We start from the raw sequence: 17,726 nt of genomic DNA, 5'->3' as shown, positions 1-17,726 counted from the left end.
GTTCGCCTCACTGGCCGGCTTGTGCGGTGTTGCGCGCGCTGCCGGCGAAGTTGTTGCGTTTGCAGAGCTTGGCCTCGACTTTCTGGGTGCCGTTTTCCGGACCCTGGACTTCCAGGGCCAGCAGGTTCTGGCTGGCCCAGTCTTCGTCCTCGCGCATCTGGAAGACGAAGCGTCCGTCGGTGTCGGAGGTCTCGGGTTTTTCGATCTTGATGTCCTCGTGGCGGCCGTTCAGGTACCAGAGGGTGGCCTGCAGGACCTTGACCGAGGTGTCCTCGAAACGGATGTCGAGCTGGTGATTGCGGTTGACCAGGTCTTTGATCACGCCGCCCTTGCCGTTGACCATCAGCTCGTTCTTGCCTGGCTTGAGTGTGGTGCTGGCGCTCATTTGCGCCGGGCGGTCGTCGCAGCCGTCGTCGAGCAGTCCGAGGATCTGCCGCCAGATGGTTTCCTGATCGAGGCGGTACAGCGGCGAGAACTCCCAGATCAGGATCTTCGGCGGGTTCTTGTGGAATTCTTCGCTGCCCAGGTACTGGATCATCGAGCCTTCCAGGCCGCCACCGGGGAAGGCGACGTTGAGCACGTCGGCGCCGATGTACTGCTCCAGGAAGCCCGAGAAGTTGTAGTTCTTGCCGCTGTGGCTGGTGCCGACCAGGGTGATCTGCGCGTTGCCCGAGTCGCCGAACAGGTCGTCGCCGCCACTGGCGCCACCCTTGGGCTCGGTGGCGAACTGGTCCATGTACTGCACCGCGTAGCTGGTGCCGCACAGCTGCCCGGCGACGTTGTGCAGGGTGCCGGTCTTGCCCATGCGCCCGGATTTCCGGGTCTCGAATTCCTTGCGTGGAATACCCTCGAAAGCCGGCATCTGGTGCACGGTGTCGGCCACGATCTTCGCTGCGCGCTGGGCGCCGTAGGGCGTCCAGTGCTGGTCGCCGCGGAAGTAGAAGTCCTTGCCCTGGTCGGCGGCGGCGAGCTGCTCGTTGGTCAGGGGCGAGAGGTCGGGCACGTTGTAGCCCATCCTGGCGAAGCGCTGCAGCATCGCCTGGTAGTTGTGCAGGGCCTTCTGGTAGTCGAAGGCGGCCTTTTCCTCGGGCTTGAGCATGTTGCGGTTCACCAGGCCACGGGTCGGCTGGTAGACCACCACCAGCTCCACGCCGCGTTTCTTGAAGGCATCGTGCACCTGCTGCAGGCGCTTGTAGCCGCCGGGCGTGGTGTCGAATTCGGTGCGCAGGTCTTCGCGGGTACGGAACAGCCAGTCGCCCTGGGCCTGCACCAGGGTGGTGAAGTTCTGCTGGTAGCGGGTGGTGTAGCGGCTGGCGTCGTGGGCCTCGGGGCACAGCTGGCAGCACGGCTCGGCGCTGAAGCTCGGTGGCTGCACGTCGTCGGCGCGCACACCCTGGCTGATGGCCAGGAGGGCGGCGGACAGGCCGAGCAGTTTCATCAGGTGTGGGGTCATGGTCGGGGCTTCCTTAGTCGATCATTTCGGTCTGGCGTTCGACCGGGTCGATCAGCACGGCCTTCTGCTGGCGCACCAGCAGGTCGAGGATTTCGTCCTGGCGCTCGCCGAGCACGCCGTTGAGGCTGATGCCGCTGGACTTGCGCGGGGCGAGCATGGAGACCTTGTACAGCTCCACCGACAGCGGCGAGTCGATCGACAAGGGCCCGGAACCGTTGGCCGACAGCTCGCCGCCAACCACGATCAGCGAGACCTTGGTGTCGAACGGGTCCAGGGCGATGTCGCGGTCGGTGTCGGAGAGGTCCTTGATGTGCCCGTACACCCCGACCAGGCCGTTGGCCATGGCGATGTTTTCGTACAGGCGGATGTTCACGCTGTTGCGTACGCGGATGCCGTGGCGACGGTTGTTGATCAGCTTGTTGCCCCAGATCAGGTTGTCGCCGCTCTCGTAGAGGGTGATGCCGTCGGTGTGGTTGCGGTAGATCTCGTTGTAGGCGATCAGGTTGTTGACGCTGTTGCGGTCGATCACCACGCCCGAGAGCTTGTTGTCGTAGCTTTTGTTGTTGATGATCCAGCTGTCGTTGACCTCACGCGAGACGATGATCCCGTGCTTCTTCTTGGTGCCGTACACGGTATTGCCGGCAATGATCAGGCGGTGCGAGCGGTCGTGCGGGTCGATGCCGTAGACGATGTTGTCGCGGTAGGTCGAGTCCTTGACCACGAAGTCGCGGGTCTCGTAGCAGTAGAAGCCGTACCACATGTCGCTGAACTCCGAGCCGATGATCCAGCCGGTCGGTTCGGGGCGGCCCATCTGCTTGGCCATGTTGGGGGTGTACTGCGAGATGCTCACGCCATACGACTTGGACTTGGCATAGCCGAAGCTGGCCATCTTGCTGTTGACGATGTAGGTCTCGGTGCCGCCCCAGCTGAGCAGGAACGGGCGGAATTCCTTGGGCGAACGGAAGGTTGCCGGGCCGTTGGCCTGCTCGCGCCAGCCGGTGATCTGGGTATCGCTGACGAACAGCTTGCCGTCGTTGACGATGAACGAGCCGCCCTCCTGGGACAGGCGCAGTTCCTTGACCTTGCCGTCGATCTCCAGCACGCCCTTGCGTCCGACCACGATCGGCAGGCGCGCCAGGTACACGCCCGGCGAGGTTTCGCGCAGGTATTGGGCAGGCACCTTCTTGCTCAGTTCGACCAGGTCGACATGCCCGTCATCGACGAAGATCGCCTGGGGAATGCCGTGCTGGCGCTGGACCCACTCGGCGGCCTTGTTGTCGCCGCCGATGAACTCCTTGAGCGACTCTTCCTGGAGCATGCGGCGCACGCTGACCTTGCCCTTGTGGCGGCGGTCGATCTTCTGTTGCACGGCCTGCGCGGTGTAGCCGGAGAGGTCGGGCAGCTTGGGCGGATCCATCTGCAGCGGCTCGATCGGCGCGCTGGCGACGGTGTAGGTCTTGGCCTGTTGCAGGCCCTTGGCGATCACCGCCGGTTCTGCGGCACCGGCCATGCCGCTGGCCAGCAGCAGGGCGCTGGCGAGTAGGCTGTGGCGAAGGTTCGGGTGCAGGTTCATAACGGTCTTCTCCCGGCCTCAGAAGCGCCAGATCACGTCGACGAAGGCGCGGTGCATGTACGAGTCCGCTTCCTTGCCATAGGCATCGCCGGGCTTGAACACACCGGCGCGCAGGCGTACCAGGGCCGACGGCTCGTCGATCGACTGGCTCAGCGAGGCGGGCAGCAGGCCCTGCTTGAAGTACTTGGTGACCACCACGTCCATCTCCTGGCCCAGGTCCTTCTCGCCGTTGATCAGCGGACGGTTGATGCCATCGTCGTTGACCACCGCATTGATGCCGCTGGAGCCGATGTTCTGGTTGCCATCGACGCGCCAGAACTTGTGGTAGATGAAGCTTGCGTCGTAGTCGTCGCGCAGTTGCCAGGAGGCGAACAGGGTCGCGGCCTGCAGGTTGCCCAGCTCGCCGCGGAAGGCCTCGCCGAAGCGGTGCACGCGCGAGCGGGTGCCGGTGAAGTTGGAGCGGTTGCTCTCAAGGCCGGTCTGCTCGAAGTTGTTCGAGCCATCGCTGCCGCCACCACCGCTGCCACGGGCGTAGGCCGCGCCGACCTGCCACTGCGGGTCGAGGCGCAGGCGGATACCGAGGTCGGTGGCCCAGGCATTGACGTCGCCGCTCTGTTTGCCGGTGGCGATCTGGTCTTCGCCCACCAACTGGCTGCTGAGGCTGTCGCGATTGCCGGTCAGCCAGGTAAGGCTGCCCCAGTAGTTGACGGTGTGGTCGTTGCGCCAGTTGTAGGCGTCGCTGTTGGCCTCAAGGCCCAGCCAGGTGAGGTCGCCGGTGCGGGTCTTGTCGAGGGCATCGACGGTTTCGCCGGGGTTCTTCAGGCTGCCGCTGTCATGGGTATGGTGGGCGCGCAGGCCGACCCAGTGGCCGGGTGTCCACTGCGTGGCGATATTGCCGTAGAGGTGCGTGCGGTCCTTGTCTTCGGGGGCCAGCTCAGTGAGGTCGGTGCGGTATTCGCTGAAGCGTTGGGCGACACCGAGGTCGGCTTTGAGCAGGGTGGTGTCGAAGCTCCAGTTCAGCGCCTCGATGTTGGTGTCGCGCCACATGCCGTCGTCGCTGCGCAGGCGCTGGCGGCCGAAGCGCAACTGTTCGCCGGGGTAGGGCGTGAAGCCGCTGTAGCCGATCCAGAATTCGCGCAGGGCCAGGTAGCTCTTGTCGGGCTTGCGGCTGTCGTCGCCGGTGTCGACGGCGGTGCCGTCGTCGTTCTGGCGCAGGGTGTCGGTTTCGATGATGTCGGTGGCAGTCACCGCCTGGCCCATGGCGAAGGCGCTCCAATTGCCGCGCTCGCCGTACACCCAGGGACGCAGGTCCAGGCCCAGGCCGTTGACGTCGCCGCCGGAGCGGGTGCCCAGGTCACGGTCGTCCTCGGACTGGCCGGTGATCTTCACGTCCAGGCCGAAGTTCTTCACTGCGGTTTCCGCGGCCAGGGTCGGCAGCGACCACAGCAGGGCGAAGCTCAGGCCGATGCCGGCTTTCACGAAGGGATTGAGCGTCATAGCGAGTCCTCGGCGTCTACGTCTTTCTCGTCTTTCTCGTCTTGCAGGGCGTCCAGGGCCAGCGGGCTGTTGCTGGCCTGGAGCATCCCGGCGCGCGCCTTTTTCTCCTGCTCCAGCAGGCGCTGGGCCTGGCTGCGCTGGTCGGGCGTGAGTTGCTGGTCGAGTTGCTGCAGCAGTTCGCTGGACTGCGGCGTCGGGTTGACCTGGGCGAGCTGGGCGAATACCCAGGCGTTGCCGGTGTTCTGGCGGATGCCGTGGCCTTCGCTGTAGAGCTGAGCCAGGGCGTAGTCGGCACTGAGCTGGCCGCCACGGGCGGCACTGAGCAGATGGTCGACGGCCTTCTGCGGCTCGACATGGCCCAGGTAGCCGCGGCGGTAGAGCTGGCCGAGGTAGTAGTGGGCGCTGATTTCGCCGGCATCGGCGGCGGCCTGCAGGTGTTGCTCGGCCTTCACGGCATCGGCCGGGACGCTCTTGCCTTCGTAGTAGAGGCGGCCCAGCAGCAGTTCGGCGCGGGGCTGCTCGGCTTCGCGGCCCTTGTCGATGTAGGCCATCAGCTGGTCGGTGTCGCCCAGTTCGGGGAAGTCGTAGAGCAGTTGCGCAAGGCTGACCCAGGATGCCGGGTTGGCCGGGGCGACGTGTTCGAGCAGGTCCTTGGCGGTTTTTTCGTCGGTCTGGCCGAGGCTGCGGTCGGCGAGCACGCGGGCGACGCTGTCGACCCGTGTCGCAGGCACCGCGTTGCGGGCATAGGCGGCCTTGAGCTGGTCGAGCAGGGCGGCCTGCTGGTCGGGTTGGGCGCGCTTCTGGTAGACCGTGGCCAGCTCCACGTAGCAGATGTCAGTGGTGTTCAGCGCGGCCTTGCAGATCTTCTCCACCTCGCCCAGGTGCTGGTCGTAGGTGCCTTGGGTGCGGTACAGCAGCACCTGGGCCAGGCCCGCCTCGGGGTTGCCAGCGGCGCGCCATTGGTCGATCTGTTGCTGGGCATTGATGTTCGGGAAGCTCTGTGGGTACTGCAGGTAGAGCATCGCCAGCGGGATCAGGGTGTTGCCCTCACCTTGCCTGGCCGCGAGCTTGAGCAGGGTTTCGGCCTCCTCGCGTTCGGCCTGGGTGCTGTCGGGCTTGGCCACCAGCAGGCGGCCCAGGCGTGCCTGGGCACGTGGCGAGGAGGCGGCCGCGGCGCGGTAGGTGGCTTCGGCCTGCTTGAGCTGGGCCGGGTCGCGGGTGCCGACCTGGATATCGGCCAGGCCCACCTGTGCGTCGCTGTAGCCCAGGTCGGCGAGTGCCTTGTAATTGGCCTCGGCGGTGGCGGTGTCGCCACGTTTGAGGGCCTCGTTGGCCAGGCGCTGGTCAGGCAGGCCGACGCAGCCGGCCAGGGTGATGGCCAGCACGCAGAGCCCGAGAACCTTGTGGGAGCGGGCTTGCCCGCGAATGGCCGGGAGCTGCGATGAAGGTGTGCCTGCTGGCCCCTTCGCGGGCAAGCCCGCTCCCACAGGGGCACAGGTGTAATTGTTCGGGGTCATCGTCCTATCCCCCTCAGAGCCCGCGGGCCACGGCCTTGTCGATCAGCCAGTTCAGCGATGGACCGCGGTCGCTGTTCACCGAAGCCGGGCGGCCGGCCAGCTCTGCAGGCAGCGACTCGTCAGGCTTGATCTGCACGCGAATGTCCGAAGCCAGGTTGTCGTTGTCCAGGCTGGCGCTGCCAACGATCACACCGGTGCGCACGTTGTCTTCGCCGGCGATCTGGAAGTTGACCCGGGTACCTGGCTTGACCTCGTCGAACTGGCGATAGCTGAAGCGCGCCTCGACCATCGGGTTGGTGGTGCGCGGGATCAGTTGGTAAACCGCCTGGCCCTTGCTGGCGTACTGGCCGTCATCCACCAGCTGGCGGGCGACCACGCAATCGCAGGGGCTGGTGAGGGTGCCGGAAAGCTGCTTGCCGAACAGCTCCTCGACCTTGGCAGGCTCCATTTGCGAGTCGTCCAGATGGCCCTTGAGCAGGTCGAGCATGCTGGTGTTGAAGGTCGCCAGCGGCGCGCCCTTGACCACCTGCGCACCGTTGTCCACCAGGCTCTGCATGCTGCCGTCGCGGGGCATGGTGACGTTGGTGGTCGGTACCGCGACCACGCCGGCCTCGGCGTGGCTGACGAAGTACAGGCCGTACAGTGACTTGGCGACGAAGCCGAAGGCGGCGATGCCGACCACGAACACGCCCAGGGTGACGGTGACGGCACGCAGGCGACCGAAGGCGCTGAGGCCCGAGCCCGAATCCTTCTGCTTGCGCGCCTTGGTGAAGTTGTCGCGCTGCAGGGTACTGAGCACGTCACCGACGCTGATCAGCTCACCGGACAGGTGGGAGGTGATGATGTGGCGCAGGGTCGCGATATCACGCGGTTCCAGGTTCTGAAATTCGACACCGGTGCGGCCGCTTTGTGGATCGCTCGAGCGCACCAGGAACTCGATGTCCATCGACAGCCCCAGGTTGTCGACCACGAACTGCAGGCGACCACGCACGACATCGCCGACCGGAAGGGCTTTTTTGGCATGGAACGACAGACCACCGGCGGAGAGGTCGTCGACCTTCACATCCTGCGGCTGGCGCTCGCTGTCCAGATAGCGCAGCTTGGCCGGGATGCGCACCCGGGCGTGCTGGCGCTGGGCTTCGGACTCATGCACGACGTTGACGTTCACGGCGGTATTCATGGTGATTTGTTCCTGTTGGATCGATCCGGGTTGGGCTCACACGACCATGAACAGCACAGCGACGAAGATGCTGGCGGCCGAGAAGGTCATGGTCCGAGAGGACCAGGTGTTGAACCATTGTTGAAAGCTGGCGAGGTCACGTTTCAGGGCAGTCGGCTGGCGGGTCCAGGACTGCTTGTCGAGGCGGAAGAACACGTAGATCTTCATCAGTGCGCCGACGATCTGGTTGTAATAGAGGATCAGCGGGTAGGCCGGGCCGACGCTGTGGCCCGAGCACAGCAGCATGATGGTGAGGATCAGGCGGGTGATGCCGATCCACAGCAGGTACACCAGCAGGAACTGCAGGCCGAACTTGAAGCTGGCGATCACCGCCACGGTCAGGCCCAGCAGGCTGGTCCACATCGACACACGCTGGTCGAGCAGCACGATGCTGGTGAACAGCCCCAGGCGCTTGAGGCCCAGGCCCAGGGCACGGGAGTTCTGCCGCAGGTTGTTGCCGTACCAGCGGTACATCAGCTTGCGGCTGGCCTTGACGAAGCTCTTCTCCGGCGGATGCTCGACTGTGTTGATCGCCGCGTCCGGCACGTAGAAGGTGTCGTAGCCCAGGCGCATCAGGCTGAACCAGCTCGACTTGTCGTCGCCGGTGAGGAACTTGAAGCGGCCCAGGCGCCAGTGCATCAGCGAGTCGCTTTCGACGTCGGCGATGAACTCAGGGTTGGTGACCACGCTTGCGCGGAACATCGACATGCGCCCGGTCATGGTCAGCACGCGCTTGGACAGCGCCATCGAGCACATGTTGATGTGGCGCTGGGCGAAGCGCAGCTTGTGCCACTCGCTCATGATGTAGCCGCCGCGCACTTCGCAGAATTCGTTGGTGGTCAGGCCACCGACATTGGGGTAGAGCTTGAACCAGGGCACGGTCTTGCGTACCACGCCATCGGCCAGCACGGTGTCGCCGTCGATCACCGCGACCACCGCGTTTTCGTCCGGCAGCATCCGCGAGATGGCGCGAAATCCGTAGGCCAGGCCGTCGCGCTTGCCGGTACCGGCGATGCGCACGAAGTCCAGGGCGACGTGTTCGGGCGGGTTGAACTTGGCCCACAGGCTCTTGACCAGCAACTCGTCGGACTTCTCCACCAGCGAGCAGACCACGGTGGTCGGGTAGCCGCATTCGATCGCTTCGCGGATCACCGAGCTGTACACCTGGGCGGTGGTCAGCGCATCGATGCGAAAGCTGGTGACCATCAGGTACACGTGCGACGGGTCGGCCGCCTTGCCCAGCTTCTGCACCTTGCGGCGCAGGTAGGGGTAGACCAGGTACAGGAAGATCATGCCGCGGATGAAATGGGTGGCGCCCATGGAGTAGCGCCAGATGCCGACTGCGCCGACCAGGAAGATGAAGTGCTTCGATTGCGAATCGAAGATATCGCTGGGCAGGGCCAGGGCGATCAGCATGAGCAGGCTCATGTAGAGCAGCCATCCGGCGCACTGCAACAGCACTGTCTGGAGCCTTTGCATGTTCAGCATCCGTCGCGAGAATCAGGGAAGTGCGGGGCCGGCCGGCCCCGCGTCGGGCTGGCTTACCAGCAGATGCCTTCGGTGCGGGTGAGGGTGCTGGTGGGCTTGCTCATGAAGCCGACCAGGTCGATCACCTGCTTGCCTTCCGGCGCCTGCTGGGCCAGGGCACGGAACTGCTCGTCGCGGTTGCCGAGGATGATGATGTCGGCGCCATCGACCACCTGCTGGAAGTCGGCGTTGAGCAGCGACGAGACATGCGGGATCTTTGACTCGATGTAGTCCTTGTTGGCGCCGTGGACACGGGCGTACTCGACGTTCTGGTCGTAGATGTTCAGCTCGTAGCCCTTGCCGATCAGGCGCTCGGCCAGTTCCACCAACGGGCTTTCGCGCAGGTCGTCGGTGCCGGCCTTGAAGCTCAGGCCGAGCAGGGCGATCTTGCGCTTGTCGTGGCTTTCGATGATGTCGAAGGCGTTCTGCACCTGCGACTCGTTGCTGCGCATCAGCGAGTCGAGCAGCGGCGCCTTCACGTCGAGGCTGGCAGCGCGATAGGTGAGGGCGCGCACGTCCTTGGGCAGGCACGAACCGCCGAAGGCGAAGCCTGGGCGCATGTAGTACTGCGACAGGTTCAGGGCCTTGTCCTGGCAGACCACGTCCATTACTTCGCGACCATCGACGCCGACCGCCTTGGCGATGTTGCCGATCTCGTTGGCGAAGGTCACCTTGGTGGCGTGCCAGACGTTGCAGGTGTACTTGATCATTTCGGCCACTTCGATCGGCTTGCGGATGATCGGGGCGTCGAGCTCTTCGTAGATCGCCTGCAGCACGTCGCCGCTGGCGCTGTCCAGTTCGCCGATGACAGTCATCGGAGGCTGGTCGTAGTCCTTGATCGCGGTACTTTCGCGCAGGAACTCGGGGTTGACCGCCACGCCGAAATCGACGCCGGCCTTCTTGCCCGAGCAGTCCTCGAGGATCGGGATCACCACGTTCTTCACGGTGCCTGGCAGCACGGTGCTGCGCACCACGATGGTGTGGCGGCGGGTGGTGTCGCGCAGCACATAGCCGATCTCGCGGCACACCGATTCGATGTATTCCAGGCCCAGGTCGCCGTTCTTCTTGCTCGGGGTGCCGACGCAGATCATCGACACGTCGCTGGCGCGGATCGCCTCGGCGAAGTCGGTGGTGCCACGCAGGCGACCATTGGCGATGCCTTGCTGCAGGAGTTGCTCCAGACCCGGCTCGACGATTGGCGACTTGCCCTGGTTGATCAGGTCGATCTTGGTGGTGGACACGTCCACACCAATCACTTCATGGCCCCTTGCCGACAGGCAACCTGCACAGACGGCACCCACGTAACCCAAACCAAAGATGCTGATACGCATCGTATTCACCTCGTGTGTTTATCACGCCGACTCTTTCGAAGAGTCGGACCGGGTTGATTGACCTGCTTATACGGGCGCACGGATCCATGGCGAATTGACACTTCACCGAACGCAGGCATGAATGAATCCGGAGCGCAAACCGTTGTGCGCTCAAACTTGGCAGTAAAAGGCCAGTTATTAAAAGGCGTGCCCTGAGATGCAGCCGTCTTTATTGCAACGCGTTATCGGGTGCGCTGCTGTGCTTGTTTTTTCAAGTGAATAAATCCTTTGAAATCAACCACTAGGACGATTAGTAAGGGGCGCGTCTCTCCTGCTTGGACAGGCCGCTCGGGTATACCGAGGCGGTAGTCGAAGTTATCAGTGCAGGTATTGAGTACCTGCCAGTTGTCATCTGTAAGTCATCTCTCACGTTGCACGCTCGTGATTCGTTACGGGTGCTATGAGCGATCTGCGAAGGGAGAAGTTCCGGGGTGAGTGCAGGGCAGATGAAAGATTTCTAAATATTTTTTAAGCGCTAAATACTTTCAATCTGATAGCACGGATGGGTTTCGCCCCTATATATAAAGGGCGAGATCAAGATGAGATGGTTATATGCCAGTATCGGAAAAATTTTTTCAAAATTCGTCAAAAAACTACGAACGGTCTTATGGCGTTTGGCGATAAGCTCGGGTTCGTCTATTTTTTGGCGCCAGTAATTTGGCTTTTTGAGCGGGGCTTTCAGCGGTGCGGTACCTGTAGGAGCGGGCTTGCCCGCGAAAAGCACACCGCGGTGCCTGGCACGGGCTATGCCCGTGTTCGCGGGCAAGCCCGCTACACAGGGAGATTGGGCTGGCCTTTAGATTTTGAGCAAGACAGTTGCCCCTGCAAGCTCCAGGGCTAGTCAGCCGGGTGATCGCGCAGAAACACCAGGTGGTCAGGCTTCGATTGCTCGGCGCTGTAGTAGTACCCCTGCACATCGAAGCGCTTGAGCTGCTCGGGATCGTTGATGCGCTCCTGGATCACGAAGCGGCTCATCAGGCCGCGGGCCTTCTTGGCGTAGAAGCTGATGATCTTGTACTGGCCGTTCTTCAGGTCCTTGAAGTCGACGTTGATCACCCGCGCATTCAGGGCGTTCTTCTTCACGGCACTGAAGTACTCGTTGCTGGCCAGGTTCAGCAGCAGGTCATCGCCCTGTTCGGCCAGGGCCTGGTTCAGCCATTCGCTGATGCGCGTGCCCCAGAAGGCGTAGAGGTCCTTGCCGCGTGCGTTGGCGAGCTTGGTGCCCATTTCCAGGCGATAGGGCTGCATCAGGTCCAGTGGGCGCAGCAGCCCATAGAGGCCCGAGAGCATGCGCAGGTGTTGCTGGGCGTAGCTGAAATCGTCTTCGCCAAGGGTTTCGGCGTCCAGGCCCGTGTACACATCGCCCTTGAACGCCAGCAGCGCCTGCTTGGCGTTGGCGGGGGTGAAGTCTGGGGTCCAACTGCCGAAGCGCGCGGCATTGAGGCCGGCGAGCTTGTCGGACAGGTGCATCAGCTCGGCGATCTGGGCCGGCGACAGCTCGCGCAGTTGGGTGATCAACGTCTGCGAATCGTCCAGGTACTGCGGCAGGGTGTGGCGCTGGGTTACCGGCGGGGTGTCGTAGTCGAGGGTCTTGGCGGGGGAAATCACCGTCAGCATGGGGTCGGCTCCTGAAATCGTCGGCGACGATTCTACGGGGCCAGCAGGGCAACGCCAAACTATGCTGACGATAGTCACAGACCATCGCCGGGGCAGGCGCTATAGTGCGCATCATCCGTTTAGGGAGAACCGATCGTGCGCATTGCCTTCGCCGTGCTGGCCGGGTTGTTCAGCCTGGCTGTGCAGGCCGCCCCGTCCAATTCCGTCAGCTTCGACCGCAGCCATTGGCCCGAGCAGCTCGACAGCCCGGTGCTGTTCGACGTGGCATCGCGCGCACAGATCCTCTCCTTCGCCCAGGTGCTGCATGAAAGCGAGATGCTCGATGAGCGCGCCCTGGCGGCGCGCCTGGGGTTGCGGCAGATCAACCTGGCGGTGATTCGTTCGGTGCGGGCGCGCATGTGGCAGCGGTTGTGGGAAAACTTCCAGCAGGCCCAGCTCAGTTGCGAGCAGGATGCCTCGTTCTGCTATCCGCTGGACTCGATGGCGGATTTGCGTACGCGTTCGGCTACGTTCGCTACAGATGTCGGCGAATTCTACAAGCAGTGGGTCGAGCCCAGTCATCAGTTCAATGTCCGCTACCTCGACGAACAGTTGCGCAAGGCAGCGTTGTTTCCACAGACCAGCAGCGAGATCGAGCGGTTGTCTAGCCGCGAGCGCAATGGCGATGAACTCAACGATCGGATGTTCCTGCTGACGTTCGTCGGCGGCCCCGGCCCGGTCGGCAGCAACACGGATCTGCTCACTGATTACTTGCGCCGGCAAAAGCTGGGCGCCACCTTCTTCGTGCTGGGCAACCGCGTGCAGCAGCGCCGCGACATGGCCCAGGGGGCGAATGTCGCGGCGCTTTACGCCGGGCAGTGCGTGGGGATTCAGGGCTGGGAGTATCGCTCCCACGCCCAGTGGCAGGGCTGGCAGGACTCCCTGCGGCGCAGCCAGGCGCAGGTGCAGGGTTTGATGCCCGAGCAGTACGTGCCGCTGTTCCGCCCGCCCTATGGGCAGCGCCGCGCCGACGGCGAGGCGTTCATGGCGGCGCAAGGGCTGCAGGTGTCACTGTGGGACATCGACGCCCAGGACGACAGCGCGCTGGATGCCGAGCAGTCGGCCCAGCGGGTGATGACCTTGATGCTGCTATGGCGCAAGGGTGTGATTCAGTTCCACGACACCCTGCCCAAGGCACAGCCGGCGCTGGAATGGCTGTTGCAGCACACGGCGCAGAGCGGGATCGGGTGGCAGGATTGCGTGGAATATGCGCATCTACGCTAGGCATGAAATCCAGAGTCCAACACTGACTGTAGTCCCCCGTCACCTTATCGCCAAGCGCGGATCGTCATTCGGCAAAATAAACTTCACCGGAGCGTAAAAAGTCTTTTTTCCGTCACGCCTTTTGCGGTATGAAGGAATCGGACAGCCGATTCCTGCAGCACAGGTGGCGTCATCCAGGCCCTCCTTGCCAGGTGCGCTCCCCGCCCGTAACGACGCGGATACGGGGAGAACGGCGGTCACTCTGCGGTGCAGCCGAGCTGTGCCGTCCTGCTTTCACATAAGGTGACCGAGTATGGATGACCAAGGACGCAACCCTTCCTCCAACCAGCCAATCCTGTATGTGCTCGATACCAACGTCCTGATTCACGATCCCAACGCTTTGCTCAACTTCGAGGAGCACCACGTCGCCATACCGATGACGGTGCTGGAGGAACTCGACAAGCTCAAGACCGGTAAACAATCCATCGCCGCCGAATGTCGCCAGGCCATTCGCCTGATCGACCAGACCCTCGGCGATGCATCACCCACCGATGTCGAACAAGGGGTGCCGATCCAGCGTGGCAAGGGCGGGCCGAAGGGCTTCCTGTCGATCCTGATGAGCCCGCGCAACGAACCCAACCGGCTGCTGCCGGAGAACCTCAACGACAACATCATCATCAACCAACTGCTGGAGCTGCGCGCCAGGCGGGCTGACCTGGACGTGGTGCTGGTCACCAAAGACATCAACATGCGCCTGAAGGCGCGTGCCTGTGGCATCGCTGCCGAGGACTACAGCACCGACCAACTGGTCGATGATGTGTCCCTGCTCTCGAAGGGCTACCACTCGGTCACCGGCTCATTCTGGGACCGGGTCAGCAAGGTCGACACCCGCCAGGAACGGGGCCGTACCTGGCATCGCGTACAACTGATCGATAACTTGCCGGCCGTGCACGTCAATGAGTTCATCATCGACGAGCAAGGCTTCGTTGGTTGGATCAAGGGCATTCGCGAGAACGAATTGCTGTTGCTCGACCTGCACCAGGAGCCGCTGCTGCATCAGGAAGCCTGGGGTCTCAAGCCCCGCGACATCCACCAGAGCCTGGCGCTGTTCGCCCTGCTCGATCCGGACATCCACCTGGTCAATCTCACCGGCGCGGCCGGTTCGGGCAAAACCATCCTGGCCTTGGCCGCTGCCATCGAGCAGACCATGGTCAGCAAGCGCTACCGGCGTATCATCGCCACCCGCAGCGTGCAGGGGCTGGACCAGGAGATCGGCTTCCTGCCGGGCACCGAGGCGGAGAAGATGGAGCCCTGGCTGGGCGCCATCACCGACAACCTCGAGGCGTTGCACATGGATGACGAAAGCACCCACGGCAGTGTCGAGTACATCCTCGAACGGGTGCCGTTGCAGTTCAAGTCGCTGAACTACATCCGTGGGCGCAGCTTCCAGCAGAGCCTGATCCTGATCGACGAATGCCAGAACCTCACCCCGCACCAGATGAAGACCATCATCACCCGTGCAGGCTCTGGCTCCAAGGTGGTCTGCCTGGGCAACCTGGCGCAGATCGACACCCCCTACCTGTCCGCGACCAGCTCGGGCCTGACCTACCTGACCGAGCGCTTCAAGGACTTCCCCCATGGCGTGCACATCACCTTGCAGGGTGTGCCGCGCTCGGTGCTGGCCGAGTACGCCGAGTCGCATCTGTAGGCCCGGCTGGCTCATTCGCAGGCAAGCCCGCTTCCACACGGTTGTGGGGGCGGGCAAGCCCAGTGATGAGGCCGAAGCTGCCGACACATTCCCCTGCGCAAACCTGACCCACAGGTTTACACTCTGCTTTCCCTTCACAGGAGCAGAGCAGTGCTGACTCATCTCGATTCCCAGGGGCGCGCCAACATGGTCGACGTCACTGAAAAGGCCGTGACCGCACGCGAGGCGATCGCCGAAGCGCGGGTGCGCATGTTGCCGCAGACCTTGCGGATGATCGTCGATGGCGAGCACCCCAAGGGTGACGTGTTCGCCGTGGCGCGCATCGCTGGCATTCAGGCGGCGAAGAAGACCAGCGACCTGATCCCGCTGTGCCATCCGCTGATGCTCACCAGCGTCAAGGTGGAGCTGGCTGGCGAAGGCGAAGATGTGGTGCATATCGTTGCCCGCTGCAAGCTGGCCGGGCAAACCGGTGTGGAGATGGAGGCGCTGACCGCTGCCAGCGTCGCGGCGCTGACGATCTACGACATGTGCAAGGCCGTGGACAAGGGCATGATAATCGAGCAGGTGCGCCTGCTGGAGAAGGTCGGCGGCAAGAGCGGCCACTACAAGGTGGAGGGGTGATGAAGATCAAGGCCCTCTATTTTGCCCGTTACCGTGAGGTGCTTGGCGTCGATGCCGAGCGCCTGGAAGGGGATTTCAAGGTGCTCGACGATGTGCGCCAGGCGCTGGTGGCCAAAGGCGGCGTTTACGCCGTATTGGCCGAGCAGAACCTGATGTGCGCGCGCAACGAAGAGCTGTGCAGGCTCGATGAACCGGTCGAGGACGGCGATGAGCTCGCCTTCTTCCCGCCGGTGACCGGAGGTTGAGCATGGGCGTACGGGTACAGCAGGCGGCGTTCGACCCCGGTGCCGAAGTCAATGCCATGCACGCTGCCAATGTGGGCGTGGGCGCGGTGGTCGGGTTCGTCGGTTATGTGCGCGACTTCAACGACGGTCGCGAGGTGGCGGGGATGTTTCTCGAGCACTACCCGGGCATGACCGAGAAGGCCCTGGCCAAGATCCTGGTCGAGGCCGAGCAGCGCTGGCCCTTGCTCAAGGTCGAGGTGCTGCACCGCATCGGGGCGCTGGAGCCGGGTGAGCCGATCGTGTTCGTGGGGGTTGCCAGCGCGCATCGGCAGGCCGCGTTCGATGCCTGCAACTTCATCATGGATTACTTGAAGACCCGGGCGCCGTTCTGGAAGAAGGAGAACACTCAGGAAGGGCCGAGGTGGGTCGAAGGCAAGCAGAGTGACCAGGAGGCTGCCGGGCGCTGGTAGAACCTCTGTTTGATGGCCGGGGCGTTGCCCCGGTTCGCGGGCAAGTCGGGTCGCCGCACCGCCGCTCCCACAGGTGCCCCGCTGTCTTCAGGCCTGTGGGAGCGGGCTTGCCCGCGAAGAATCCAGCACCGATCAGTGATGCTTGCGCGGCACTGCCGTGAGCAATTCATCCGGCGGCATCTCGCACTTGATCTTGCGCCCCAGCAGTTCCTCGATCGCCGGCAACTGGTAGGAGTCATCCTCGCCGGCGAAGCTGATCGACACACCGCTGGTGCCTGCACGCCCGGTACGGCCGATGCGGTGCACGTAGTCGTCCGGGTCTTCCGGCAGGGTGAAGTTGATCACGTGGCTGATGCCGTCGATATGGATCCCACGCCCGGCCACGTCGGTGGCCACCAGCACGGTGATGCGCCCTTCGCGGAAGCTTTCCAGGGTGCGGATGCGCTTGTGCTGCGGCACATCGCCCGACAGCTGGGCGGCATTGATGCCGTCGCGCACCAGCTTTTCCTCGATGCGCCGCACCTCGTCCTTGCGGTTGGCGAAGACCATCACCCGTTCCCACTTGTTCTGCGTGACCAGGTTGTACAGCAGCTTGTACTTGTCGCTGCCCGCCACGGCGTAGACGTGCTGCTCGACCGTCTCGCTGGCAACGTTCTCCGGCTCGATCTCGACGATGGCCGGGTCAGTGGTCCACTGCTTGGCCAGGTTCATGACGTCGTCGGTGAAGGTGGCGGAGAACAGCAGGGTCTGGCGTTCGCTCTTGGGCGGGGTCTGGCGGATGATCTGGCGTACCTGCGGGATGAAGCCCATGTCGAGCATGCGGTCGGCTTCGTCCAGCACCATCACCTCGACCATGTCCAGGTGCACTTCGCCGCGTTGCTGGAAGTCCAGCAGGCGGCCCGGGGTCGCGACCAGGATGTCGCAGTAGCGCTTTTCCAGGGCCTTGAGCTGTTTGTCGTACTCCATGCCGCCGACGAAGCTCATCACGTTCAGCCCGCTGTACTTGGTCAGGGCCTCGGCGTCCTTGGCGATCTGCACCACCAGTTCGCGGGTCGGGGCGATGATCAGCGCACGCGGCTCGCCCATGTAGCGCTCCTTGGGCGGCGGAGTCTGCTGCAGCTGCGAGATGATCGAGATCAGGAACGCGGCGGTCTTGCCGGTGCCGGTCTGGGCCCGGCCGATGGCGTCCTGGCCACGCAGGGTGTAACCCAGGACCTGGGCCTGGATCGGCGTGCAGTAGGGGAAGCCCAGGTCGTGGATGGCGTGCATCAGCTCGTTGGAGAGCTTGAAGTCATGGAAGCGAGTCTTGCCTTCCTGGGGCTCGACCACGAAGTCCTCGGGCTTCCACAGGCTGGCCTGGGGTTTGGGCTTGCGCTCGCGGCGGGGCTTTTCCCGGGGCGGCTGCTCGGCAGGCGCGGCTTCGGCCTTGGCCACAGGTTCGGGCTGGCTGCGCGGCGCGGACTTCGCTCTTGACGGTTTCGGGGGCCGGGCCGGTGCGGGCTGAGGCGTGGGTGCAATCACGGGGGCAGCGGGCGCGACGGCCTGCGGGGCGGCGTCTCCCTTGCCGAATATTTTCTTGAGTGCCTTGAGCACGGTCGTCTCGTCAACTGGTTAAGGAATGTACGCCGGGCAGTGTAATGCAAGATTCAGGCTCGGCGTAGTATTCGCTGTAGTGCAATGCGCCAGTG

Annotated in this window: 14 protein-coding genes; 5 read left to right on the top strand and 9 right to left on the bottom strand. The window is 63.6% G+C overall.

All coding sequences use genetic code 11. The features are described 5' to 3' along the window. Positions 1-7 precede the first annotated feature (7 nt). The 8 genes from AC2CGW_RS04590 to yaaA all read right to left on the bottom strand — a co-directional run bounded on the left by AC2CGW_RS04590 (position 8) and on the right by yaaA (position 11,773). Positions 8-1,453, bottom strand: a complete 1,446-nt coding sequence (locus tag AC2CGW_RS04590; protein WP_186668133.1) for an alginate O-acetyltransferase — start codon at positions 1,451-1,453, stop codon at positions 8-10. A 13-nt stretch (positions 1,454-1,466) separates the two neighbouring features. Further along, positions 1,467-3,026 (bottom strand): mannuronan 5-epimerase AlgG, encoded by a 1,560-nt coding sequence (algG, locus tag AC2CGW_RS04585; protein ID WP_186718742.1) that lies wholly within the window; start codon positions 3,024-3,026, stop codon positions 1,467-1,469. An 18-nt stretch (positions 3,027-3,044) separates the two neighbouring features. Then, positions 3,045-4,523 (bottom strand): alginate export family protein, encoded by a 1,479-nt coding sequence (locus tag AC2CGW_RS04580; protein ID WP_186668128.1) that lies wholly within the window; start codon positions 4,521-4,523, stop codon positions 3,045-3,047. Then, positions 4,520-6,040: an alginate biosynthesis TPR repeat lipoprotein AlgK gene (gene algK / locus AC2CGW_RS04575; RefSeq protein ID WP_484573589.1), complete on the bottom strand. Its 1,521-nt coding sequence runs from the start codon at positions 6,038-6,040 to the stop codon at positions 4,520-4,522. The genes AC2CGW_RS04580 and algK overlap by 4 nt, the downstream gene beginning before the upstream one ends. A gap of 13 nt (positions 6,041-6,053) precedes the next feature. Next, the gene (locus AC2CGW_RS04570) at positions 6,054-7,220 is read right to left on the bottom strand and encodes a PilZ domain-containing protein (RefSeq protein WP_484573588.1); all 1,167 of its coding nucleotides are present in this window, start codon (positions 7,218-7,220) and stop codon (positions 6,054-6,056) included. Between the two features lie 36 nt (positions 7,221-7,256). Next, complete coding sequence (locus AC2CGW_RS04565; protein ID WP_411383200.1) at positions 7,257-8,738, bottom strand: glycosyltransferase family 2 protein; 1,482 nt, start codon at positions 8,736-8,738, stop codon at positions 7,257-7,259. 62 nt (positions 8,739-8,800) lie between these two features. Next, on the bottom strand, positions 8,801-10,117 hold the full coding sequence (locus AC2CGW_RS04560) for a nucleotide sugar dehydrogenase (RefSeq protein ID WP_065864153.1): 1,317 nt from the start codon (positions 10,115-10,117) through the stop codon (positions 8,801-8,803). An 876-nt stretch (positions 10,118-10,993) separates the two neighbouring features. Next, complete coding sequence (gene yaaA / locus AC2CGW_RS04555) at positions 10,994-11,773, bottom strand: peroxide stress protein YaaA (RefSeq protein WP_063546032.1); 780 nt, start codon at positions 11,771-11,773, stop codon at positions 10,994-10,996. Between the two features lie 135 nt (positions 11,774-11,908). On the opposite strand from yaaA, the gene AC2CGW_RS04550 reads away from it, so the two are divergent. The 5 genes from AC2CGW_RS04550 to moaE all read left to right on the top strand — a co-directional run bounded on the left by AC2CGW_RS04550 (position 11,909) and on the right by moaE (position 16,038). Beyond that, positions 11,909-13,036, top strand: coding sequence for a polysaccharide deacetylase family protein (locus tag AC2CGW_RS04550; protein ID WP_186718748.1), 1,128 nt, complete (start codon positions 11,909-11,911; stop codon positions 13,034-13,036). Between the two features lie 292 nt (positions 13,037-13,328). Beyond that, entirely contained in the window at positions 13,329-14,723 is a 1,395-nt protein-coding gene (locus tag AC2CGW_RS04545; RefSeq protein WP_186668120.1) for a PhoH family protein, read from the top strand. Between the two features lie 150 nt (positions 14,724-14,873). Continuing rightward, positions 14,874-15,344, top strand: a complete 471-nt coding sequence (moaC, locus tag AC2CGW_RS04540) for a cyclic pyranopterin monophosphate synthase MoaC (protein WP_186668118.1) — start codon at positions 14,874-14,876, stop codon at positions 15,342-15,344. Next, positions 15,344-15,589, top strand: coding sequence for a MoaD/ThiS family protein (locus AC2CGW_RS04535; RefSeq protein WP_186711200.1), 246 nt, complete (start codon positions 15,344-15,346; stop codon positions 15,587-15,589). Before moaC ends, AC2CGW_RS04535 begins: the two co-directional genes overlap by 1 nt. A 2-nt stretch (positions 15,590-15,591) precedes the next feature. Continuing rightward, positions 15,592-16,038 carry a molybdopterin synthase catalytic subunit MoaE gene (gene moaE / locus AC2CGW_RS04530; RefSeq protein ID WP_186711201.1) on the top strand — a complete coding sequence of 149 codons (447 nt, stop codon included), beginning with the start codon at positions 15,592-15,594 and terminating at the stop codon, positions 16,036-16,038. A gap of 132 nt (positions 16,039-16,170) precedes the next feature. Here the strand turns inward: moaE and rhlB are convergent, their stop codons facing one another. Then, on the bottom strand, positions 16,171-17,631 hold the full coding sequence (gene rhlB, locus AC2CGW_RS04525) for an ATP-dependent RNA helicase RhlB (RefSeq protein WP_186711889.1): 1,461 nt from the start codon (positions 17,629-17,631) through the stop codon (positions 16,171-16,173). Positions 17,632-17,726: the final 95 nt, after the last annotated feature.

Source organism: Pseudomonas sp. SYWMCR5 (assembly GCF_057197165.1).
Note: the sequence above shows the minus strand (reverse complement) of the source record. Positions and strands in the feature narration are given on the sequence as shown.

Excerpts from the sequence above, each read along its gene's own strand:
- algG (WP_186718742.1), bottom strand. The coding sequence starts at position 3,026 with ATGAACCTGCACCCGAACCTTCGCCACAGCCTACTCGCCAGCGCCCTG.
- AC2CGW_RS04570 (WP_484573588.1), bottom strand. The coding sequence starts at position 7,220 with ATGAATACCGCCGTGAACGTCAACGTCGTGCATGAGTCCGAAGCCCAG.
- moaE (WP_186711201.1), top strand. The coding sequence starts at position 15,592 with ATGGGCGTACGGGTACAGCAGGCGGCGTTCGACCCCGGTGCCGAAGTC.
- AC2CGW_RS04535 (WP_186711200.1), top strand. The coding sequence starts at position 15,344 with ATGAAGATCAAGGCCCTCTATTTTGCCCGTTACCGTGAGGTGCTTGGC.
- AC2CGW_RS04590 (WP_186668133.1), bottom strand. The coding sequence starts at position 1,453 with ATGACCCCACACCTGATGAAACTGCTCGGCCTGTCCGCCGCCCTCCTG.
- yaaA (WP_063546032.1), bottom strand. The coding sequence starts at position 11,773 with ATGCTGACGGTGATTTCCCCCGCCAAGACCCTCGACTACGACACCCCG.
- algK (WP_484573589.1), bottom strand. The coding sequence starts at position 6,040 with ATGACCCCGAACAATTACACCTGTGCCCCTGTGGGAGCGGGCTTGCCC.
- AC2CGW_RS04560 (WP_065864153.1), bottom strand. The coding sequence starts at position 10,117 with ATGCGTATCAGCATCTTTGGTTTGGGTTACGTGGGTGCCGTCTGTGCA.
- AC2CGW_RS04580 (WP_186668128.1), bottom strand. The coding sequence starts at position 4,523 with ATGACGCTCAATCCCTTCGTGAAAGCCGGCATCGGCCTGAGCTTCGCC.
- AC2CGW_RS04545 (WP_186668120.1), top strand. The coding sequence starts at position 13,329 with ATGGATGACCAAGGACGCAACCCTTCCTCCAACCAGCCAATCCTGTAT.
- AC2CGW_RS04565 (WP_411383200.1), bottom strand. The coding sequence starts at position 8,738 with ATGCAAAGGCTCCAGACAGTGCTGTTGCAGTGCGCCGGATGGCTGCTC.